This is a genomic window from Arthrobacter sp. TE12231 (assembly GCF_054062895.1).
In genome coordinates, this window is sequence record NZ_JBSSFS010000001.1 from 4,544,530 (window position 1) to 4,565,325 (window position 20,796).

Sequence of the window (20,796 nt, forward strand, 5' to 3'; positions counted from 1 at the left end):
AACGAAAGAGCAGACAGTGAAAAGTATTGAACGCGATGTTGTCATCATCGGTGCCGGCCCGGCCGGTCTCAACGCCGCCCGGGACCTGAAAGCGGCGGGCCTGACGGTTGCCGTGCTGGAGGCCCGTGACCGGGTTGGCGGCCGGACCTGGACCAGCACCATTGACGGCGCCATGCTCGAAATCGGCGGCCAGTGGATATCACCGGACCAGACGGCACTCAAAGGCCTGCTGGGCGAGCTGGGCCTGGAAACATTCAGCCGCTACCGTGAGGGCCAGTCTGTCTACGTCGCCCCGGACGGCACCCGCAGCCTCTACACGGGGGAGATGTTCCCGGTGTCCGAGCGCACGGAGGCCGAAATGCGCCGGCTGATCGGCATCCTGGATGAGCTGGCCGCCGAGATCGGCGCCGCGGAGCCGTGGGCGCACCCCCGGGCGCGCGAACTCGACACAGTTTCGCTGCATCACTGGATGCGCCAGCTCTCTGACGACGAGGAGGCCTGCGCCAACATCGGCCACTTTCTGGCCGGCGGCATGCTCACCAAGCCGGCGCACTCCTTCTCCGCCCTGCAAGCCGTCCTGATGGCGGCATCGGCGGGCTCATTCTCGAACCTGGTGGACGAGGACCTGCTGCTGGACCAGCGCGTGGTGGGAGGGATGCAGCTGGTGTCGGAGACCATCGCCGCCGCACTGGGGGACGACGTCGTCCTTGAGTCCCCGGTGCGGACCCTGCGCTGGGACGAAAACGGCGTCACCGCCGTCTCGGATCGGGCCACGGTGAACGCCCGGTACGCCATCATGGCCGTGCCGCCGAACCTGTACTCGCGCGTGAGTTTTGACCCGCCGCTGCCCCGTCGCCAGCACCAGATGCACCAGCACCAGTCGCTGGGCCTGGTCATCAAGGTGCACGCCGTCTACGAGGCGCCGTTCTGGCGCGAAGAGGGCCTCTCCGGCACCTGCTTCAGTCCCGATCTGGTGGTCCAGGAAATCTACGACAACACCAATCACGAGGACCCGCGCGGAACCCTGGTGGCCTTCGTGCCGGATGAGAAGGCAGACGCGATGTTCGCCCTCGACGCCGGGGAACGGCGCCGGGTGATCCTCTCGGCCATGGCGGAGTCCTTGGGCCCGAAAACCCTGGAACCGGTGGTGTATTACGAGTCCGACTGGGCCTCCGAGGAATGGACCCGCGGCGCCTTCGCCTCCAGCTACGATCTGGGCGGCCTGCACCGCTACGGCGCGGACCAGCTCACCCCGGTGGGACCCATCTACTGGGCGTCCTCGGACCTTGCAGCCGAGGGCTACCAGCATGTGGACGGCGCGGTCCGGATGGGTCGGGCCACGGCGGCCCGGATCCTGGACCGCGACGCCGCCAGCACGGAGGCCGCCGCGTAGCGGCCGCACCGCCCGGCCTTCCAGCGACGCGGGTTCACTTACGGTCCATAATTCCGGGCCGCAGGTGACCCCGCGTTGCTTGTGCCGTCGCTACCTTCCCTGTACGCGCTCCACGAATTGGGCGGCGCGGGCCGCCAGCCCGTCGATCTGCCGCAGCACGACGGCGGCGGGGTCCGGATTGATCTCGTTGGCCGGAGGCTCCACCCGGACATTACGGCAGCAGAGGAACTCGGCGCAGATCAAGGTGCCCAGGGTGTTGCCGTTGCGGCCGGACTGCCCTGCGCGCTTGGCCACCCAGAGCAGGACATCGTCCTTGGAGAACACATCCCGGCACAGCTCGCAGAGCACGGAGCGATTCTTCTTGGCCCCGCCTTCAGGGGCCCGGAGCATGATTCCGGTGGGACCCTTCATCCCGGGCACCACGAGATAGCCGCGCAGGGGCATCTTCTCGTCCCGCCAGGCCAGGAAGTCGAGCTTTTCCCAGTCCAGGGTGTCGAAGTTTTTGGGCAGATTGAGTTTCGCGGCTTCCGACCGGCTCGCGTTGATGAAGGACGAGCGGATCTGCTGCGGCGTGATTTTTTGCATGACGGAAACTTTCGGAATCGAAGAGGTGCCGCCCGGGCGGGCCTACTGCGCGCCAAGGCGGAACGGGGGCAGACGACTGCCAGCCTGCGACTCCGGTTAGGACCGGGCGTCTCCGCGTGGTGATTCAGCAGCGGGACGGGATTGTTCGGAAAGGGCCGGCAGCAGCGCGGGCGCGTAGCAGGCCACAGCGGCCACCCCGCTAACCGTGGCAGCGGTGATCGTCGCGATCCGCATGCTCACCCCCCCGTTCCAAGAGTTCCCCGGTTCTGATCATCCGGGTCCGTTTATCCGGAGAGCCCATCCTTGCAAAGCCCTGGATTCCTGTCCAGCCGACTGCAAGAACCCGGACCAGCCCGCAGGGTGGTCTGCCGTTCTCCAACTGACGCGCCCGCATCATCTCAGGCAGTGGGCGACGCAACCAGGGGCGCGGTATCGCTCAGCCGCCGCAACTTCGGAATGGGGATCCGTTTGTTGATGGCGACGGCGGTGCCCGAGTCGTCGTCGTGGGACCACCGCATGAGGGCAGGGCCGCCGGCGGGATCGCCTTCGAGGAACTCAGGGGCACCGGCTAAGGGCAGGAAGCCGCTCGCCTTCAGGCTGAGGCCGAACTGCTCGGTCCAGAAGTAGGGCTGGAAGTCGAACTCCGGTGCTTCATCACCCCGCACGAGAGCCAGGGCCGCGGCCTTGCTCTGCTCGATGGCGCTGGTCCACAGGGGAACGCGCTGGATGCCGTGCTTGGTCGGGAACGCGGCCACGTCTCCTGCGGCGATGATGCCGGGCCGGACGCGCCCGCGGGCGTCGACTTCGAGCCGGCCGTTGGTCAGTAGGCCGCTGGAGGCGAGCCACTCGACGTTGGGGGCATCTCCTACGGCACTGACCACGAGTTCGGCTTCGATGGTTGAACCGTCCGCGAGGACAACCAGCGGACGCCCGTCGGCCGTGCGCCCACCGGTGCTGCGCAGTTCGACCGCGTGGGACGGCGCTAGCTTGAGCCCGTGGCGGCGGGCAGCGGCCACGAAGACACCGGACAAGTACGGGCCCAGCTGTCTGGTCAGCGGACGATCATGAGCCACCAGGGTTACCTCGCAGCCCGCGGAGAGGCACCCGGAGGCGATCTCCATGCCCAGGGCGCCTCCACCAATGACGACGACGGACGGCCGGTTCGTGAGCCGGCGGCGCAGAGTCAGCGCGTCCTCCAGATTGCGCAGCGTCAGTTCGCCGTCGCAGCGGCCTGCATTTCCCCCGGTCTTGGGGCCGGTCCCGAGGAGGCGTGCCCGGGAGCCGGTGGCGATGACCACGGCGTCGTACGGAAGGCCGCTGCCATCGTCGAGGTGCACCACTTTCCGGTCGGCATCAAGCCCCGTCGCGCTCACGCCCCGGACCTCCAATGCCTCGTGGGTGGACGCCGGCAGCTGATGGGACGTCATGTCGTCGGCGTCCAGCAGGGCAGCCTTCGACAGGGCGGGGCGGCTGTACGGTGCATGGGGTTCGTCGCCCACGATGGTCATATCGCCGTCGAAGCCTGCCGCCCTCAGGGAGTCTGCCGCGGTAAGGCCGGCGATGCCATTTCCGACGACGACGATGCGTTTCAGTGCCATGCTCATGCCAGCCGCAGCGCGGCAACCGGGCAGACGCGAACCGCGGCCTTTGCCGGTTCCACGTCGTTGTCGACCGTCTCGATGTCCAGCACGAGTTCGCCCTCTTCGTCCAAGTGCATCAGCTGTGGGGCAACGTCCTCGCACAGGCCGTGGCCTTCGCAGCGCGGTCGATCGAGGACAATCTTCATGGCTTTCTCCTTTGAAAACGGTGGCGTGGATCACAACCAGAGCGTATGTTGAGTTTCCCAGCTGCATAGCATGTTCACAAATGAATAATGCTCATCCTTGATATGCATCGTATGAATGGCCGGGTAGGCTGGGCCACGCGCCGGAAAAGCGGCGTGCGACAAGTGAGGTGTGCAATGGCAATGAAGCCGGAAATGACCTGGAATGCGAAAGACAGTTTTGTGTCGTATGTGGAGGCCCTCGACCTCGCATTGCCGGACCCGCGCATCCAGCAGCTGAGTCCGCTGCACGCTGTTTTCCCGGCGAGTCATGCCCGGTAGCTTGGGAAGATCCGGGATGGACGGAGAGCTGGCCCGGCTGGCTTCGGTCGACCTCAACCTCCTGGTGCCACTCCTGGCGCTGCTTGACGAGCGGTCGGTGACGAACGCTGCGGCCAGAATCGGTCTGTCGCAGCCGGCCATGAGCCATGCGCTGACACGCATGCGGCGCATGCTCAGCGACGAACTCCTCGTGCGGCAGGGGCGCGGAATGGTACTGACGCCGCGGGCCGCGGAGCTTTTGCCGGCTTTGCGCCAGACGCTGACGCAGACGGCCCGGCTCGTCAATGCCGCCCCGTTTGACCCCGCAACCGACGAGCGCCTGATCACTGTGGCAATGACCAACAGCACCGCGTTCGTCATCGGCAGCGCGCTCACCCGGCTGCTGGCCGAGCGTGCGCCGAACACGGTCCTGCGGTTGCGAACCACGTCCTCGCCGACCATCGCGGTGTTCGCGGACGATGCGGCGGACGTCATTCTGCTCCCCGAGACGTTCGCCACGCCGTATCCGCGGGAGCGCCTGTACGACGACCGCTGGGTCGTCGTCACTTCGTGGGACTCACCGCGGCAGGCCAGCGCGCTGGAGCTCCTGGAGACGGTGCCCCATGTGGTGCTGGACGCGGCCCCGGAACGCCTGCGGCCCTACGAAATCCTCGACGAGCGCAGGGTGCCGTACACGGTCCGGCAACGCGTGTCCGACTACCTGTTCATTCCCCACCTGATCGCCCAGGCCGGCGGGGTGGCGGTCCATCGGTACCAGGTCGGCTTGGCATTCGAGGGCCGGTTCGACCTGCGCATGGAGGAGTTCCCCTTCCCCATCCAAACCCTGGGCATCGACATGGTTTGGAACCCGTGGCTCGCGGAGGACCCGTTCAAGGACTGGCTGCGGGGGATCCTCCTGGAGGCCGCCGTCCCTCTGCGGGCTCGGTACGGTCCTGTGCCCGCCAGATCCGGGCCGCCCGCGTGACCCATTCAGTGCCTGCACCGGCCTGCCTGGGGCGAATGACACCCGCCTGTTAACCCCGCTGTTCCCTGATGGCCGGATGGACTGGCTACCGTGGACGCGTGGTTGGAGACATTCTTGGTTCGGGTACGGGGGGCCGGCGGCTGTTCGTTGCCCTGGGCGATTCCTTCACCGAGGGTGTGGGCGACTATGACCCCCGGTTCCCCAATGGCGTGCGGGGCTGGGCGGACCGGGTCGCGGAGAAACTGGCCAAGGCGCAGCCGGGGTGGCAGTACGCCAATCTGGCCATCCGCAGCAAACGGCTGCGCCACATCATCGCCGAACAGCTCGGACCCGCCGTGGCCATGGAGCCGACGCTCATTACGCTGTACGCGGGCGGCAACGACATCCTGGATTTCGGCACGGACATTGCGGCCCTCATGCAGGACTATGAGTCCCTGGTGGAGGCGCTCGCGGGCACGGGGGCGACGCTGGTGCTGTTCACCGGCTTCGACGTCAAGGTCTCCGCGCTCCTTGAGCCGCTGAAGAAGCGCAACGCCTTCTATAACGAGCGGGTCCGCGAGATCGCCGGCCGCTACGGCGCGGTACTGGTGGACTACTGGTGCTTCGACGCATTCCATGACCCGCGGATGTGGGATTCGGACCGGCTGCACATGTCCAAGGCGGGCCATAAATACCTTGCCGCGCAGGTCCTGGATCATCTTGGGGTGCCCCATACGATCAAGCCCAAGCAATGGGAGCCGCCGGTGAAACAGGGCCTGCGCGAGTGGGAACGCCGGCAGCGCCGCTGGGTGCGCGACTGGGTGTTGCCCTTGTTCGGACGGAAGCTTCGCGGGGTCACTCTCGGCGACCAGCTTCGGCCGCGCTGGGCGGAACCCGTAAAGGTCCCGCGGAAGGGCGGCCTGAAGAAACTGTTGCAGGCGCAGCGCGACGGCGGTTAGGCCGGATCCCGGCAGACGCCCGGCCCGCGCTCCGGGCCGGCCTCGACTCAGCTGTCCAGCAGGTTTTCGAAGCCGGGGGCCACCCTGTTGGCGTGGAATTCCATGACCTCGAAGTCAGCCACACCGTTGACATAAAACGGGTCCTTGGCGAGGGCGGCGTCCAGGCTTTCCCTGTCCGCGTTGGAGAGCAGCAGGCCGCCGGTGCGTGGGATCTTGCGCCCGGCGACCATGAAGATGCCCTCATCGAAGGCCGCCTGCAGCCACGTGACGTGGGCCGGGAGGTGGAACTCCACAATGTCGTCGGGGACCTTGTATGTCAGGGAGACTACGTACATGCGGCCAGCCTACCGGTAGCGGGTCGCGGACAGGGCGGAACTTTTCCGGGAATCCCCGGCCGAAGTTGAATCGTCAAGCTTCAAGTCTCCTAGAATGTAGCCATGACCGAACCCCGCTGGCTCAATGCCGACGAACGCCGGGCCTGGCTGGCCCTGCTGAGCATCACTACGCTGCTGCCGGCCGCCCTGGACACCCAGCTTCATGCCGCGGGGAAGCTGTCCCTGTTCGACTACAACGTGCTGGCGATGCTCTCCGAGGCCGAGGGGCATTTCCTGCCCATGAGCGAGCTCGCCGCGCGCACCAGCGCTTCGCTGTCCCGGCTCTCCCACGTGGTCACCAAGCTGCAGAACCGCGGCTGGCTTGAGCGCCGCCCGCACCCCGGCGACGCCCGCGTCACCACAGCGCACCTGACCGACGCCGGCATGGAGACGATCGTGAAGCTCGCTCCGGGCCATGTGGAGGCTGTCCGGTCGCTCTTCCTCGACGCCTTGAGCCCCAAAGACGTCGCGGACCTGGCCCGTATCGGCGAGAATATCGTCGCCCGCCTCGACGACGATCACTGGATCCTGCGCGACAACTAAGCGCGACAATTGAGCGCGGAAGCTGGACGCGCCGCCGTCTTTGTTGCTTGCGGCAACTGCTGGCAGACTTGGTTCATGGATTTCACGTCCCGCTATGTAGCCCTTGGAGACTCGTTTACGGAAGGCGTCGGCGACGACGACCCCACCCGTCCCAACGGCGTCCGGGGCTGGGCGGATCGGGTGGCAGAGCAGCTCGGCACCGCCGATCCGGGCTTCGGCTACGCGAACCTCGCCATCCGGGGCAGGAAACTGCGCCAGATCATGGCCGAGCAGGTGGACGCCGCCGTCGCACTCAAGCCCACCCTGGTGAGCATCTACGCCGGCGCCAATGACATCCTCCGGCCCAAGATCGACATTGATGACCTGCTCGTGGAATACGACGCCGGGATCCGCAAGCTCGCGGCCACCGGCGCCACCGTGGTCATGTTCACGGGCTTCGACGCGCGCGGCTCCAAGATATTCGGCACCATGCGCGGCCGCACCGCCATCTACAACGAACTGGTGCGCGGAATCGCCGGCGACCACGGTGCCCTACTGGTCGATTACTGGCGCTTCAGCGAATACTACGACTGGGGCATGTGGGCCACGGACCGGATGCACATGTCCGCCGCCGGCCACGCGAACATGGCCAAGCGGGTCCTGACGGTCCTGGAACACGAACACTCGATTGACGTCCCGCCCATGACGCCGGTGCCGGAACTCGGCCGCGCGGACGCCATCCGCGCCAACGCCCGCTGGGTCCGTGAATTCGCCGGCCCGTGGGTTGTCCGGCGCGTCACCGGCAAGTCGTCCGGGGACGGTCTGCAGCCGAAGTACGGCCAGCTCACGCGTCTCTAAGGGGAAGACCCGGCAGTTCAGGCGCGGAATCCCGGCGTCGCGAGCAGTTCCCCGTCGCGGCGGACGGCGAGCACATCGATTTCCCAGCCGTCCGTGGCCCGGTGCAGCATCGCGGTGCCGCCCGCGACGATCGCCGTGGCCAGCACATCGGCCGTCACAATGTCCGCCGCGGCGACGGAGACCTGGGTAAACTCCGCGCCGCCGGCGCCGGCCGTCCAGATGTGGTGACCCCGCTCCGCCGAACCCGACGTCGCCAAGGCGCACCGGGCGCCGGGGCCGCCCAGCTCGAACGCGGAAAGCAGAGCCGTACGGTCCTGCGGGTCAACCACCCCTGCCGCCCAGGAGGCTCCGCTGCCCGGAACGGGCGAGCCCATCACCAGCACATCGCCCCCGGCGTTCAGGCACCAGTCGGTGATCCCTTGGGACTGCAGCGTCTCGCCTGCCTGCGCGATCGCGTAGCCCTTGATGAGCCCGGAAAGGTCCAGCACGCCGTCGGGCCGTTCCGGTGAGAACGCACCCTCCGTCATGAGCCGCCAGCCCACGGCATCCGCGTACCGGTCCCGCATCCCGGCGGACGCTTCCCGAAGCGAAAGCTCCCCGCGGGCCAGCCTGCTGGCCTCGGAAGCGGGGCGGTACAGGCTGAAGGATTCATCCAGCCGGGCAAACACCCGTTCGACGGCGGCGACGGCGGCGTCGAGTTCGTGGTCGGCGACGCCGGCCCCTCCCCCGGTGGCGATGGCGGCCCCGGCAGGAACGGTCAGACTGATGACGGTTCCCATGGAGCCAAACGTCCTGGCCTTCAAGGCCGAACCACCCAGCTTAGAGGTGGGCTGCATCGAGGGCCGCCTGCAGGGAGGAGAGGTACGCGTCGCTGGTCACCGTGGCACCGCCGATGGTCTGCACGTTCGCGGACTGGGCCTGAAGCACTTCCGATCGCAGCAGCGGCGCCGCCCGGTTGCTGATGGCGACGGACCTCCGGTCTTCATCCGTGAGCTGGAGGGCCGTTACATCGGTGATTTTCCCTCCACTGACCGTGATCTGCACCTGGACGTTCCCGAAGCGGGTCTGGCTCACGGAGCCGGCGAAGGTTCCGCCATTCCCGGCGCCGGCCGCTGAGGTGGTGGTTTCCGTCGAACCGGTGGATCCGGTTGTCCCGCTTCCGGAAGCTGCCCCGGAGGTGCTTGTGCCGGAGCTACTCCCGGACCCGCTGCCCGTGGCGGCAGACGCGCCGGTCGATCCGGTCGTTCCGGCGGAGGTGCCGATGGACGAACCTGCCGCCTCCGTCACGTGGCTGCCGGACTGCCATCCGACCAGGAGGATTCCGGCCGAAGCCAGGGTTGCTGAAACTGCTGCGCGAATTCTCACCAGTCAAACCTTTCGTAGTGAAGCTGTTCTTCCCGCACGCCTGCTGCTCGTGCGTCTTTGAGGACGTTTTGGGCCCAGGCTGCCGGTCCACAGACGTAGACGTCGGCCTCGGCGATGTTTGGTGCGTAGCTCCCCAGCCGGTATCCCGAACGGGTGGCGTCGGCGGGAAGCCACGTCTCGACGCCCGCCGGGCGGCGCCCGGTGAGGTGGTACAGGGTCGCGCCCCGGCGTTGGCAAAGGTCCATGATCTCTTTGCCCAGGTACAGCTCCTTTTCGCTGTGGCCACGCAGAATGACGGTGGCGTCGCCTGGGTTGAAAGGTGTGCTTTCCAGCAGCGCCCGGATAGGGGTGATCCCGATGCCGGCACCGATCATCACGACGTGATTCCGGCTCCTGGCCGCGGTGCTGAAGAGTCCGTAGGGGCCTTCAATGGCCACTTTTGTGCCGCGTTTCAGCCGGGCCAACTGGGACGAGCCCCTGCCGAGGTTGCGGACCGTGATCCGCAGGGAGCCGCTGGCGCCGAGCTGGACGGGCTCCGCGGAGAGGCTGAAGGGGTGCGGGTGCCACCACATGCCGGGAGCGAGGAACCGCCAGATGAAGAACCGGCCGCCGGCGCCCGTCAGTTCGTCAAGGTGACGCCCGGTCATCTCAATACTGACGACGCCGGGGGCCACCTGCACAACGCGGCTGACGCTAAGTTTGTGCCGGGTAGTGGCCACAATCGGCTCCAGAACCCGGTTATGCAGGAGCGCTGCGCCGGTACCGATGCAGGCAGCCAGCCAGTACCAGCGCTGCCAGGTGCCCGGTGCGAAGAGGCCTCCGACGCTGAACTGATGTGGGATGGACGTCAGCACTGCGGCATAGGTCAGCAGGTGGACGGCGTACCAGAACTCGTAAGGGAACCGGCGCCGGACGGCCACCAGGGAAGTGACCACGACGGCGATGAACAGAACCATGGAGATGTAGGCCAGCCACATGTCGGGGACCTGGACCCACAAGTTCACGGCCTCAGTGACGGGATCCAGCCCTTCGGCCATGCCGTAGCCGATCGCAATGAGGATCCCGTGCGCCAGCAGGAGGTACAGGGCCGGCTTGCCCAGCTTGCGGTGGAACTCCAAGGCGCGGTCATGGCCGACGGCGCCGTCAATGAAGGGAAGCCGGGCGGCCAGGAGCAGCATCAGGAGCACCAGGTCCATGCCGGCGAGACCGGCCACAATCCCCAGTGCGGTGAAGGAACCGGCGGGAGTCGAGAATCCGGATGCTCCGCCGTCGGCCAGCCACAAAGCGATGGCGCCCGCCAGGGACGCCCAAAAGAGAACAGTCAGCAGATCCGCTCTCAGCAACCGCCGCCGATGTTGCCCCTTAAAGGGGTTCACGGAGCCACGAGAGCTGCGGCGAACCTCGGGACGGGTCGTCAGAAGTTGTGTGTTCATGTATCCAGAGTCGCCCCCCTGCCTATCATTTGGCTGTGAAAATGCTTCGTCCGGCATATGACCTGGAGCGGTTCCCCTCTTTGCGCAGGAGCCCCGGCGGGCATTTTCCGGTACCCCACATGGCGGCGGATTGGTCTTTAATTAGTCGAACTCGTAGACTTGGTAGGCGCTAGGTGGCGCGGAGCGTGTGCAATTGCTCCGGTTGGCAGGACTCGTCTGAGAAATCGACGGTCGTGGCGGCCGGTAGTTAGGGGCTCAAGTTGCGCGCATTCCTGTATTCGCCCAGCATCCCGGCACTTCGCATTGGCTGTCCCACGGACCGCGACCGCCCGGTGCCCGTGGCCCACAATCTTTGCCGCAGTGAGGAAATCAGCCGGTTTGCGCCGGCTTCAGATTCCTGCGGATCTGGTGATTGGGGCGGGAGCTGGATGCGGACGCCGCCCATCGCACGGTCAGTGGGAACTCCGCTAGCCGTTTCATTTATTTTTTGAGGAGAGTCGTCATGGCAGCACACTGCCAGGTGACCGGAGCCGAGCCGGGCTTTGGACACAGCATTTCGCACTCGCACCGTCGCAACAAGCGCCGGTTCGACCCGAACATCCAGAAGAAGCGCTACTGGGTTCCGTCCCTGCGCCGTAACGTCACGCTGCAGGTCTCTGCTCGTGGCATCAAGACCATCGACGTACGTGGCATCGACGTAGTCGTCGCCGCCATCCTGGCACGAGGAGTGAAGCTCTAGTGGCAAAGGACAAGGACGTACGTCCGATCATCAAGCTGAAGTCGACCGCGGGCACGGGCTACACCTACGTGACGCGCAAGAACCGTCGTAACGACCCGGACCGCCTGGTTCTGAAGAAGTACGACCCCAAAATCCGCCAGCACGTCGAATTCCGAGAGGAGCGCTAAACACATGGCTAAGAAGTCAATGATCGCTAAGAACGAACAGCGTAAAGTCATCGTCGAGCGTTATGCTGCAAAGCGCCTCGAACTGAAGAAGGCTCTGGTTGACCCCGCTTCAACCGACGAAGCACGCGAAGCTGCACGCCTCGGCCTGCAGAAGCTGCCCCGCAACGCCTCCCCGGTACGTCTGCGTAACCGCGACATCATCGATGGCCGCCCGCGCGGTACCTTCCAGAAGTTCGGCATCTCCCGTGTTCGCTTCCGCGACATGGCTCACCGCGGTGAGCTCCCGGGCATCACGAAGTCTTCCTGGTAATTCAGCACTCCTGAAGCCAGTGGCTTGAGAAGGGCCGGCAACCGTTTGGTTGCCGGCCCTTCTTGCGTTAACGGCCCGCACCAACAGCCCGTGGCGCGCCCTTCGTCCATGCCCGCACCGCGGTGACGCAGCGCACAACCGTCATTTGCGACGCCGGGGCGCCCGGTTGGGTGCCTGGCGACCGTTTTAGGCCCGCGCCGGCGGGGTTTTTGGGGTGCTGTGGGGGTGGGTTTGCGGTGGGGGCGTGGTGGGTGTATTGTTTTCTAAGTCGCCGCGAGGGAGACCAGCGGAAATGCTGGGAACCGGAGGCGGCCAATCCCCTAAATTTCAAGGCCTGATCTGGTCGGCGTTTTGTGCGCTCCGGGTTGGGTGGGGCGGGTTGGATGGTTTGCGGGTCGCGGAAACGTTGATTTGCAAAGCGGTCCGGACTCGGGTAAGTTTGAAAAGTTGCTCCGGAGCGATCCGCGACTGTTTGTTGGTTGTGGTGGTGCCGGGTGTGTCTGTTGTTTGAGAACTCAATAGTGTGCCAAGTTTGTTGATACCAATTTATTGTATTGAATTGGTTGAATGTGCCGGGCCCGCCACCCCGTGGTGTGGTCTGGTGTTTTTAGCTGGTTTCAAATTTTGTGCAGCGTGTGCATCCCGTTTTCCCGGGGGCGCATGTTGTGTCTGTTTTTCTTCAACGGAGAGTTTGATCCTGGCTCAGGATGAACGCTGGCGGCGTGCTTAACACATGCAAGTCGAACGATGATCCGGTGCTTGCACCGGGGATTAGTGGCGAACGGGTGAGTAACACGTGAGTAACCTGCCCTTAACTCTGGGATAAGCCTGGGAAACTGGGTCTAATACCGGATATGACTCCTCATCGCATGGTGGGGGGTGGAAAGCTTTATTGTGGTTTTGGATGGACTCGCGGCCTATCAGCTTGTTGGTGAGGTAATGGCTCACCAAGGCGACGACGGGTAGCCGGCCTGAGAGGGTGACCGGCCACACTGGGACTGAGACACGGCCCAGACTCCTACGGGAGGCAGCAGTGGGGAATATTGCACAATGGGCGCAAGCCTGATGCAGCGACGCCGCGTGAGGGATGACGGCCTTCGGGTTGTAAACCTCTTTCAGTAGGGAAGAAGCGAAAGTGACGGTACCTGCAGAAGAAGCGCCGGCTAACTACGTGCCAGCAGCCGCGGTAATACGTAGGGCGCAAGCGTTATCCGGAATTATTGGGCGTAAAGAGCTCGTAGGCGGTTTGTCGCGTCTGCCGTGAAAGTCCGGGGCTCAACTCCGGATCTGCGGTGGGTACGGGCAGACTAGAGTGATGTAGGGGAGACTGGAATTCCTGGTGTAGCGGTGAAATGCGCAGATATCAGGAGGAACACCGATGGCGAAGGCAGGTCTCTGGGCATTAACTGACGCTGAGGAGCGAAAGCATGGGGAGCGAACAGGATTAGATACCCTGGTAGTCCATGCCGTAAACGTTGGGCACTAGGTGTGGGGGACATTCCACGTTTTCCGCGCCGTAGCTAACGCATTAAGTGCCCCGCCTGGGGAGTACGGCCGCAAGGCTAAAACTCAAAGGAATTGACGGGGGCCCGCACAAGCGGCGGAGCATGCGGATTAATTCGATGCAACGCGAAGAACCTTACCAAGGCTTGACATGGGCCGGACCGGGCTGGAAACAGTCCTTCCCCTTTGGGGCCGGTTCACAGGTGGTGCATGGTTGTCGTCAGCTCGTGTCGTGAGATGTTGGGTTAAGTCCCGCAACGAGCGCAACCCTCGTTCCATGTTGCCAGCGCGTAATGGCGGGGACTCATGGGAGACTGCCGGGGTCAACTCGGAGGAAGGTGGGGACGACGTCAAATCATCATGCCCCTTATGTCTTGGGCTTCACGCATGCTACAATGGCCGGTACAAAGGGTTGCGATACTGTGAGGTGGAGCTAATCCCAAAAAGCCGGTCTCAGTTCGGATTGGGGTCTGCAACTCGACCCCATGAAGTCGGAGTCGCTAGTAATCGCAGATCAGCAACGCTGCGGTGAATACGTTCCCGGGCCTTGTACACACCGCCCGTCAAGTCACGAAAGTTGGTAACACCCGAAGCCGGTGGCCTAACCCCTTGTGGGAGGGAGCTGTCGAAGGTGGGACTGGCGATTGGGACTAAGTCGTAACAAGGTAGCCGTACCGGAAGGTGCGGCTGGATCACCTCCTTTCTAAGGAGCGCCTACAACCACCGTGCCTCATGCATTTGAGTGTGGCGGGGTTGTCAGGAGTACGCCCGTTGCGCAGACGCAAGTTCTGCGGCGGGTGCTCACGGGTGGAATATCAACAAATAGGTGCCTGGCGGCACGTGCCGGCAGCAAGTACGAACGGGGTCCCTTCGGGGGTTCCTGTTCTGGAACGCTCGCCGGTGTGGACTGCGGGGTAGTGTTTGGCACACTGTTGGGTCCTGAGACAACAGGACCGGGTGGTTGCGGCTTTGGCCGTGATTGTTCCGGGACTTGTGTTTCTGGTTTCCTGGCTGCATCGATCATGCATGTTCGGCCCGTGTGGGTTGTGTGTGTGGGGTGTGTGGTACGGGGTTGTTGTTTGAGAACTACATAGTGGACGCGAGCATCTTTTATAAGAAGCAATTTCCAAGAATATGAACCTGGATCTGTCGCTGTTGTCCTTCGGGGCGGTGGTGGTGGTTTTCATGGTTCTCTCGAAAATTTCTGATTGATCTTTTGTGGTCAAGTTTTTAAGAGCACACGGTGGATGCCTTGGCATTAGGAGCCGAAGAAGGACGTAGGAATCTGCGATAAGCCTGGGGGAGTCGATAACCGGACTGTGATCCCAGGGTGTCCGAATGGGGAAACCCCGCCAGGGGCGCGAGCTGCCTGGTGACCCGCATCTGAACACATAGGGTGCGTGGAGGGAACGCGGGGAAGTGAAACATCTCAGTACCCGCAGGAAGAGAAAACAATAGTGATTCCGTTAGTAGTGGCGAGCGAACGCGGATCAGGCTAAACCGTTCCATGTGTGATAGCCGGCGGGCGTTGCATGGTCGGGGTTGTGGGACTTTCCATACCAGTTCTGCCGGGCTGGTGAGGTGTGATGTGCAGGCATAGGTGAACGGTCTTGAAAGGCCGGCCGTAGAGGGTGTGAGCCCCGTAACCGAAATGTTGTGTACCGCCTGGAGAGTATCCCAAGTAGCACGGGGCCCGAGAAATCCCGTGCGAATCTGTCAGGACCACCTGATAAGCCTAAATACTCCCTAATGACCGATAGCGGACCAGTACCGTGAGGGAAAGGTGAAAAGTACCCCGGGAGGGGAGTGAAACAGTACCTGAAACCGTGTGCTTACAATCCGTCGGAGCCAGTCTGATTCTGGTGACGGCGTGCCTTTTGAAGAATGAGCCTGCGAGTTAGTGTTACGTCGCGAGGTTAACCCGTGTGGGGAAGCCGTAGCGAAAGCGAGTCTGAACAGGGCGTTGCAGTGGCGTGATCTAGACCCGAAGCGAAGTGATCTACCCATGGCCAGGTTGAAGCGACGGTAAGACGTCGTGGAGGACCGAACCCACTTCAGTTGAAAATGGAGGGGATGAGCTGTGGGTAGGGGTGAAAGGCCAATCAAACTTCGTGATAGCTGGTTCTCCCCGAAATGCATTTAGGTGCAGCGTTGCGTGTTTCTTACCGGAGGTAGAGCTACTGGATGGCTAATGGGCCCTACAAGGTTACTGACGTCAGCCAAACTCCGAATGCCGGTAAGTGAGAGCGCAGCAGTGAGACTGTGGGGGATAAGCTTCATAGTCGAGAGGGAAACAGCCCAGACCACCAACTAAGGCCCCTAAGCGTGTGCTAAGTGGGAAAGGATGTGGAGTTGCGAAGACAACCAGGAGGTTGGCTTAGAAGCAGCCATCCTTAAAAGAGTGCGTAATAGCTCACTGGTCAAGTGATTCCGCGCCGACAATGTAGCGGGGCTCAAGTACACCGCCGAAGTTGTGGCATTCAGATATTAGCTAAGCCCTTGTGGTTCAGGCGTCTGGATGGGTAGGGGAGCGTCGTGTGGGCGGTGAAGTCGCGGTGTAAACCAGCGGTGGAGCCTACACGAGTGAGAATGCAGGCATGAGTAGCGAAAGACGGGTGAGAAACCCGTCCGCCGAATGATCAAGGGTTCCAGGGTCAAGCTAATCTGCCCTGGGTAAGTCGGGACCTAAGGCGAGGCCGACAGGCGTAGTCGATGGACAACGGGTTGATATTCCCGTACCGGCGAAAAACCGCCCATGTTGAACAGGGGATACTAACCGCCCGAGACCTGCCCGATCACCCTTTGGGTGTGAGGGTTTTGGTGGAGCGCGGGACCTGATCCTGGGAGGCAAGCGTATTAACAGGTGTGACGCAGGAAGGTAGCCGAGCCGGGCGATGGTTGTCCCGGTCTAAGGATGTAGGGCGAACGGTAGGCAAATCCGCCGTTCATGATGCCTGAGATCTGACGGGACCCCCGTAGGGGGGGATTCGGTGATCCTATGCTGCCGAGAAAAGCATCGACGCGAGGTTTTAGCCGCCCGTACCCCAAACCGACACAGGTGATCAGGTAGAGAATACTAAGGCGATCGAGAGAATTATGGTTAAGGAACTCGGCAAAATGCCCCCGTAACTTCGGGAGAAGGGGGGCCCCAACCTTGAACACCACACGCTGGTGGGAGGGGATCGGGGCCGCAGAGACCAGGGGGAAGCGACTGTTTACTAAAAACACAGGTCCGTGCGAAGTCGCAAGACGATGTATACGGACTGACTCCTGCCCGGTGCTGGAAGGTTAAGAGGACCGGTTAGCCGCAAGGCGAAGCTGAGAATTTAAGCCCCAGTAAACGGCGGTGGTAACTATAACCATCCTAAGGTAGCGAAATTCCTTGTCGGGTAAGTTCCGACCTGCACGAATGGAGTAACGACTTCCCCGCTGTCTCAACCATAAACTCGGCGAAATTGCAGTACGAGTAAAGATGCTCGTTACGCGCAGCAGGACGGAAAGACCCCGAGACCTTTACTATAGTTTGGTATTGGTGTTCGGAGTGGCTTGTGTAGGATAGGTGGGAGACGTTGAAGCCCGGACGCCAGTTCGGGTGGAGTCATCGTTGAAATACCACTCTGGTCACTTTGGACATCTAACTTCGGCCCGTAATCCGGGTCAGGGACAGTGCCTGATGGGTAGTTTAACTGGGGCGGTTGCCTCCTAAAAAGTAACGGAGGCGCCCAAAGGTTCCCTCAGCCTGGTTGGCAATCAGGTGTCGAGTGTAAGTGCACAAGGGAGCTTGACTGTGAGAGAGACATCTCGAGCAGGGACGAAAGTCGGGACTAGTGATCCGGCGGTACATTGTGGAATGGCCGTCGCTCAACGGATAAAAGGTACCTCGGGGATAACAGGCTGATCTTGCCCAAGAGTCCATATCGACGGCATGGTTTGGCACCTCGATGTCGGCTCGTCGCATCCTGGGGCTGGAGTAGGTCCCAAGGGTTGGGCTGTTCGCCCATTAAAGCGGTACGCGAGCTGGGTTTAGAACGTCGTGAGACAGTTCGGTCCCTATCCGCTGCGCGCGCAGGAAATTTGAGAAGGGCTGTCCTTAGTACGAGAGGACCGGGACGGACGAACCTCTGGTGTGTCAGTTGTACTGCCAAGTGCACCGCTGATTAGCTACGTTCGGATGGGATAACCGCTGAAAGCATCTAAGCGGGAAGCTCGCTTCGAGATGAGATTTCCATACACCTTGTGTGTGAGAGGCCCCCAGCCAGACCACTGGGTTGATAGGCCGGATGTGGAAGCGAGGACTAACGACTCGTGAAGCTGACCGGTACTAATAGGCCGATAACTTACACCACACACTCTTCCCGCGAACCCGTTTCAAAAGGGGTTCGCACCACGGGGAGGGTACAAAGAAACAAGACTGCTTGCGTCCACTATGTGGTTCCCAACCAACAAACCCGCACCCGCGGCACGTTGCAACAGGAACAAAACCACAACAACATACACAACACCACAACTGCACCAGCAACACCGGTGCAGCAGGTTGTAACCACAGTTTTCCCCGCCACACCCCCAGGGTGAAGGCGGCGGAGCAAGGGTTACGGCGGTCATAGCGTGGGGGAAACGCCCGGTCCCATTCCGAACCCGGAAGCTAAGACCCACAGCGCCGATGGTACTGCACCCGGGAGGGTGTGGGAGAGTAGGTCACCGCCGGAACACCATTACAGGTCGAGGACCCCCAACCACAGGTTGGGGGTCCTCCCGCATTTAACCAACAAAACCCATCACCTGAGACATCACACACCCCGCGACCCACCCACACCACCGGCACACCCCCCGGGGGACCTCCCTCACCTGTGGAACGTCCGCGGGCGGGACTCTCCTTCACTTCCGGCCCAGCCCCTGCACCGGGAAGGCGCGGGCGTGGACCCGGGCCAGAACCTCGACTCCGAGGCCCCCGGCGGCCCCGCATGCCACCGCCGCGAGCAACAACCCGCCCGGAGGCCGTGAGAGCAGGAAGAACTCTTGCGCGAGCGGCAGGTTGAGCAGGGCCACCAAGGAGGCGCTCATGGCCACCACCACAGCAAGACGCCCTGCATTGAGGGGCCGGGACACAGCCGAGAGGATCCACAGCCCAACGATGGACAGCGTCAGCACCGAGGCGCTGCTGACTTGTTCTGGCGTCGCCGTGCCGGACAGCGGCGCCAGGGCATTGAGCGTGAGCAGCGAGGCCGTCACGATAAGTCCTGCCGGCACGGAGAACCAGAGGGCCCGGCGCAGGAATCCAGGCTGGTAGCGGCGCGGGTTCGGCATGAGCGCCAAAAAGAACGCCGGGATTCCGATTGTCAGGCCGTCAGTGAAGGACAGCTGGCGGGGAAGGAAGGGGAACTTCCAGTCCAGGAGCCCGAACGTCACTGCGATAGCCGTCGCGTAGACGGTCTTGCTCAGGAAGAGGCTCGAGACGCGTTCGATATTGGCGATCACCTGCCGGCCTTCAGCAAGGACCCCGGGAAGTCGGTCGAAGCGGCCGTCGAGCAACACCAGACGCGCCACGGCCTTTGTTGCGGGCGCCGCGGAGTCCATGGCGATGCCAAGGTCGGCTGTCTTCAGCGCAAGGGCATCGTTGACGCCGTCGCCGGTCATTGCCACGGTGTGTCCCCGGCGTTGCAGCGCCTCGACCATAGCCCTCTTCTGGGCCGGAGTCACCCGACCAAAAACCATGTTCGACTCCATCACTTCCTCCAGGTGCAACGGATCCTCGGGGAGTGAGCGTGCGTCGAAGCCCTCCGTGACCTCCAGGCCAATCCGGCGCGCAATGGCGGCAACGGTCCGGGGATCATCGCCGGAGATGATCTTCAAACCGACGCCCTCGTCGCGGAAGAACTTGAGGGTCTCCCGGGCATCGGCGCGGGGCTGTTCCCGGAACGTCAGCAGGGCCACAGGATGGAGGGACCCCGGCAGCTCCTCCAGCTTCCCATTGCTCGGCAACTGATCAGCGCGGGCCAGAAGCAGCGTCCGTAGCCCTGTCTCAGCCAGTTCGCCGGCCTGACGCAAGATGTCGCCCCGGCTGGGTTCGTTGCTCTGGGGCGGGACGGCGCCGTCGGGAGCAGAGACCGGGGACGTCTCAAGTCTGGGCGAGTCCTCCCCCTGCACAAGCATCATCTCCGGCGCTCCGAGAATCCAGGTGCGCGCCGCACGCGTGCGCCCGTTGAAGCTGACTCCGCTCCACTTCCGGGCGGAGGAAAACGGCACTGACCGCACCGGCTGCAGGCTGCCGTCGTACTCAAAAGCCGTACTCAGGCAGCGTGCCGTGGCGTTTGCCTCGGGCTCTGCGCCAAACCATGCCAGGACCTGCTCCCATCCCGGTTGCGGCGCCAACGGGTGGACGGCATCGAAGACCAGCCCTCCCTCTGTGAGGGTTCCGGTCTTGTCCATGCACAGTACGTCTACGCGTGCCAGTCCCTCGACAGCGGCGAGCTCCTGGATCAGCACATTGTGACCGGCCAGCCGGAGCCCGCCCACGGCGAAAGCCACGCTCGTGAGCAGTACGAGTCCCAGCGGGACGATCGCGATCATGCTGGCAATGAGGCCCACCAGAGCCGGCGTCCAGGCACCGGTGGAATAGGCGGTCTGCCAGCCGCCGCGCGCCTGGATCTCGCCGTTGATCACGAGGATGGCCACCGGCAGCAGGATCCAGGCAATCCAGCGCAGTACGCGGTTAAGGCTGTTGCGGATCTCGGAGTTCACCAGCGAGAACCGACGCGCATCGACCGTCAGTCGGCTCGCGAACGACTCCGCCCCTACCCGGACAACCCGGGCAGTGCCGTGGCCGGCCACGACGATCGATCCGGAGAGCACTTCCGTCCCCGCGTCCTTGTCCACGGGGTCTGCTTCGCCCGTGAGGAGCGATTCGTCCACCTCGAGGCCGGACGACTCGAGTACTGCGGCGTCGGCAGTGACCTGGTCCCCTGCCCGCAACACCAGGACGTCGTCCCTCACGACGTCGGCCGTGGCGATGTCGTGGATCTGACCCTCGCGCAACACCCTTGCCAGCGGGGCGTTGAGAACAGCCAACCGGTCCAAGGACTTCTTCGCCCTGTATTCCTCGACAACGCCGATCACGGCGTTGCTGACGGCGGCGAGGCCGAACAGTGCGTCTTGCCATTGTCCCAAGAGCAGTAGCAGCAGGAAGCTCGTGCCGACGATTGCGTTGAAGAGCGTGAAGACGTTGGCCCGGAAGATCTGCCACAGGCTCCGGCTGGTGGTGTCCGGGACGCGGTTTGTCAGCCCGTGCTCGACCCGCGTGGCCACCTCGCCCTGTGACAGGCCGGTGACGGTCGGCTGGCGTTTGGTGGCCGTCCGGGAGGCACGCCGATGGAGAAAGGCTCGTCTCCTGCGCCGGCGGTATGCCCTCACCCTCCGATGGTATCCGGCGTTGCGTCAGGATGTGACGGAGGGTACAGAACTGAAGAACGACGCCGGGTCGCTATTTTCGGGGTCCATGCCCCGGTTCGCCCCGGATTTCCGGGCCAGACGCCCCGAGGACCGTG

General features: G+C 63.4%; 17 protein-coding genes and 3 rRNA genes. 12 read left to right on the top strand and 8 right to left on the bottom strand.

What is annotated here, in order from left to right; translation table 11 throughout:
- The first annotated feature begins 16 nt into the window (after positions 1 to 16).
- Positions 17 to 1,393 carry a flavin monoamine oxidase family protein gene (locus ACVWYS_RS20375; protein ID WP_456508000.1) on the top strand — a complete coding sequence of 459 codons (1,377 nt, stop codon included), beginning with the start codon at positions 17 to 19 and terminating at the stop codon, positions 1,391 to 1,393.
- 90 nt (positions 1,394 to 1,483) lie between these two features.
- Here ACVWYS_RS20375 and ACVWYS_RS20380 read toward each other — a convergent pair whose 3' ends face one another.
- The 3 genes from ACVWYS_RS20380 to ACVWYS_RS20390 all read right to left on the bottom strand — a co-directional run bounded on the left by ACVWYS_RS20380 (position 1,484) and on the right by ACVWYS_RS20390 (position 3,764).
- Positions 1,484 to 1,978: an FBP domain-containing protein gene (locus ACVWYS_RS20380; RefSeq protein ID WP_456508001.1), complete on the bottom strand. Its 495-nt coding sequence runs from the start codon at positions 1,976 to 1,978 to the stop codon at positions 1,484 to 1,486.
- 398 nt (positions 1,979 to 2,376) lie between these two features.
- Positions 2,377 to 3,576 (bottom strand): NAD(P)/FAD-dependent oxidoreductase, encoded by a 1,200-nt coding sequence (locus ACVWYS_RS20385; protein WP_456508002.1) that lies wholly within the window; start codon positions 3,574 to 3,576, stop codon positions 2,377 to 2,379.
- A 2-nt stretch (positions 3,577 to 3,578) separates the two neighbouring features.
- Positions 3,579 to 3,764: a ferredoxin gene (locus ACVWYS_RS20390; protein ID WP_116766644.1), complete on the bottom strand. Its 186-nt coding sequence runs from the start codon at positions 3,762 to 3,764 to the stop codon at positions 3,579 to 3,581.
- Positions 3,765 to 3,851: 87 nt separating this feature from the next.
- Between ACVWYS_RS20390 and ACVWYS_RS20395 the strand changes: the two genes are divergently transcribed.
- The 3 genes from ACVWYS_RS20395 (at position 3,852) to ACVWYS_RS20405 (ending at position 5,984) form a co-directional block, all read left to right on the top strand.
- Positions 3,852 to 4,082 carry a hypothetical protein gene (locus tag ACVWYS_RS20395; RefSeq protein WP_456508003.1) on the top strand — a complete coding sequence of 77 codons (231 nt, stop codon included), beginning with the start codon at positions 3,852 to 3,854 and terminating at the stop codon, positions 4,080 to 4,082.
- Positions 4,083 to 4,098: 16 nt separating this feature from the next.
- Entirely contained in the window at positions 4,099 to 5,046 is a 948-nt protein-coding gene (locus tag ACVWYS_RS20400) for a LysR family transcriptional regulator (RefSeq protein ID WP_456508004.1), read from the top strand.
- A 98-nt stretch (positions 5,047 to 5,144) separates the two neighbouring features.
- Positions 5,145 to 5,984, top strand: a complete 840-nt coding sequence (locus ACVWYS_RS20405; RefSeq protein ID WP_344367380.1) for an SGNH/GDSL hydrolase family protein — start codon at positions 5,145 to 5,147, stop codon at positions 5,982 to 5,984.
- 47 nt (positions 5,985 to 6,031) lie between these two features.
- On the opposite strand, the gene ACVWYS_RS20410 is transcribed toward ACVWYS_RS20405, so the two are convergent.
- The gene (locus tag ACVWYS_RS20410; RefSeq protein WP_344367381.1) at positions 6,032 to 6,319 is read right to left on the bottom strand and encodes a YciI family protein; all 288 of its coding nucleotides are present in this window, start codon (positions 6,317 to 6,319) and stop codon (positions 6,032 to 6,034) included.
- A 102-nt stretch (positions 6,320 to 6,421) separates the two neighbouring features.
- Between ACVWYS_RS20410 and ACVWYS_RS20415 the strand changes: the two genes are divergently transcribed.
- Both ACVWYS_RS20415 and ACVWYS_RS20420 read left to right on the top strand, forming a co-directional pair.
- Positions 6,422 to 6,901, top strand: coding sequence for a MarR family winged helix-turn-helix transcriptional regulator (locus ACVWYS_RS20415; protein ID WP_456508005.1), 480 nt, complete (start codon positions 6,422 to 6,424; stop codon positions 6,899 to 6,901).
- 75 nt (positions 6,902 to 6,976) lie between these two features.
- Positions 6,977 to 7,738 carry an SGNH/GDSL hydrolase family protein gene (locus ACVWYS_RS20420; protein WP_456508006.1) on the top strand — a complete coding sequence of 254 codons (762 nt, stop codon included), beginning with the start codon at positions 6,977 to 6,979 and terminating at the stop codon, positions 7,736 to 7,738.
- Between the two features lie 17 nt (positions 7,739 to 7,755).
- On the opposite strand, the gene ACVWYS_RS20425 is transcribed toward ACVWYS_RS20420, so the two are convergent.
- The 3 genes from ACVWYS_RS20425 to ACVWYS_RS20435 are packed head-to-tail and all read right to left on the bottom strand — an operon-like array spanning position 7,756 to position 10,479.
- Entirely contained in the window at positions 7,756 to 8,574 is an 819-nt protein-coding gene (locus ACVWYS_RS20425; protein WP_456508007.1) for an FAD:protein FMN transferase, read from the bottom strand.
- The gene (locus ACVWYS_RS20430) at positions 8,558 to 9,103 is read right to left on the bottom strand and encodes an FMN-binding protein (protein ID WP_344367383.1); all 546 of its coding nucleotides are present in this window, start codon (positions 9,101 to 9,103) and stop codon (positions 8,558 to 8,560) included. Before ACVWYS_RS20430 ends, ACVWYS_RS20425 begins: the two co-directional genes overlap by 17 nt.
- On the bottom strand, positions 9,100 to 10,479 hold the full coding sequence (locus tag ACVWYS_RS20435; RefSeq protein ID WP_456510263.1) for a ferredoxin reductase family protein: 1,380 nt from the start codon (positions 10,477 to 10,479) through the stop codon (positions 9,100 to 9,102). Before ACVWYS_RS20435 ends, ACVWYS_RS20430 begins: the two co-directional genes overlap by 4 nt.
- Before the next feature lie 559 nt (positions 10,480 to 11,038).
- Here ACVWYS_RS20435 and rpmB point away from each other — a divergent pair.
- The 6 genes from rpmB (at position 11,039) to rrf (ending at position 17,962) form a co-directional block, all read left to right on the top strand.
- Positions 11,039 to 11,275 carry a 50S ribosomal protein L28 gene (rpmB, locus tag ACVWYS_RS20440; RefSeq protein ID WP_011693744.1) on the top strand — a complete coding sequence of 79 codons (237 nt, stop codon included), beginning with the start codon at positions 11,039 to 11,041 and terminating at the stop codon, positions 11,273 to 11,275.
- A complete protein-coding gene (gene rpmG, locus ACVWYS_RS20445) occupies positions 11,275 to 11,442 on the top strand; it encodes a 50S ribosomal protein L33 (protein ID WP_003798558.1) in 168 nt (55 codons plus the stop codon). Before rpmB ends, rpmG begins: the two co-directional genes overlap by 1 nt.
- Before the next feature lie 4 nt (positions 11,443 to 11,446).
- Positions 11,447 to 11,752: a 30S ribosomal protein S14 gene (rpsN, locus tag ACVWYS_RS20450; protein WP_011693742.1), complete on the top strand. Its 306-nt coding sequence runs from the start codon at positions 11,447 to 11,449 to the stop codon at positions 11,750 to 11,752.
- A gap of 679 nt (positions 11,753 to 12,431) precedes the next feature.
- Positions 12,432 to 13,958: ribosomal RNA gene (locus tag ACVWYS_RS20455) — 16S ribosomal RNA — on the top strand.
- A gap of 517 nt (positions 13,959 to 14,475) precedes the next feature.
- Positions 14,476 to 17,601, top strand: a 23S ribosomal RNA gene (locus ACVWYS_RS20460).
- 244 nt (positions 17,602 to 17,845) lie between these two features.
- Positions 17,846 to 17,962 (top strand): 5S ribosomal RNA (gene rrf / locus ACVWYS_RS20465).
- Together the 16S, 23S and 5S rRNA genes form the textbook arrangement of a ribosomal RNA operon.
- Before the next feature lie 168 nt (positions 17,963 to 18,130).
- On the opposite strand, the gene ACVWYS_RS20470 is transcribed toward rrf, so the two are convergent.
- Complete coding sequence (locus ACVWYS_RS20470) at positions 18,131 to 20,662, bottom strand: HAD-IC family P-type ATPase (protein ID WP_456508009.1); 2,532 nt, start codon at positions 20,660 to 20,662, stop codon at positions 18,131 to 18,133.
- Between the last annotated feature and the right edge of the window lie 134 nt (positions 20,663 to 20,796).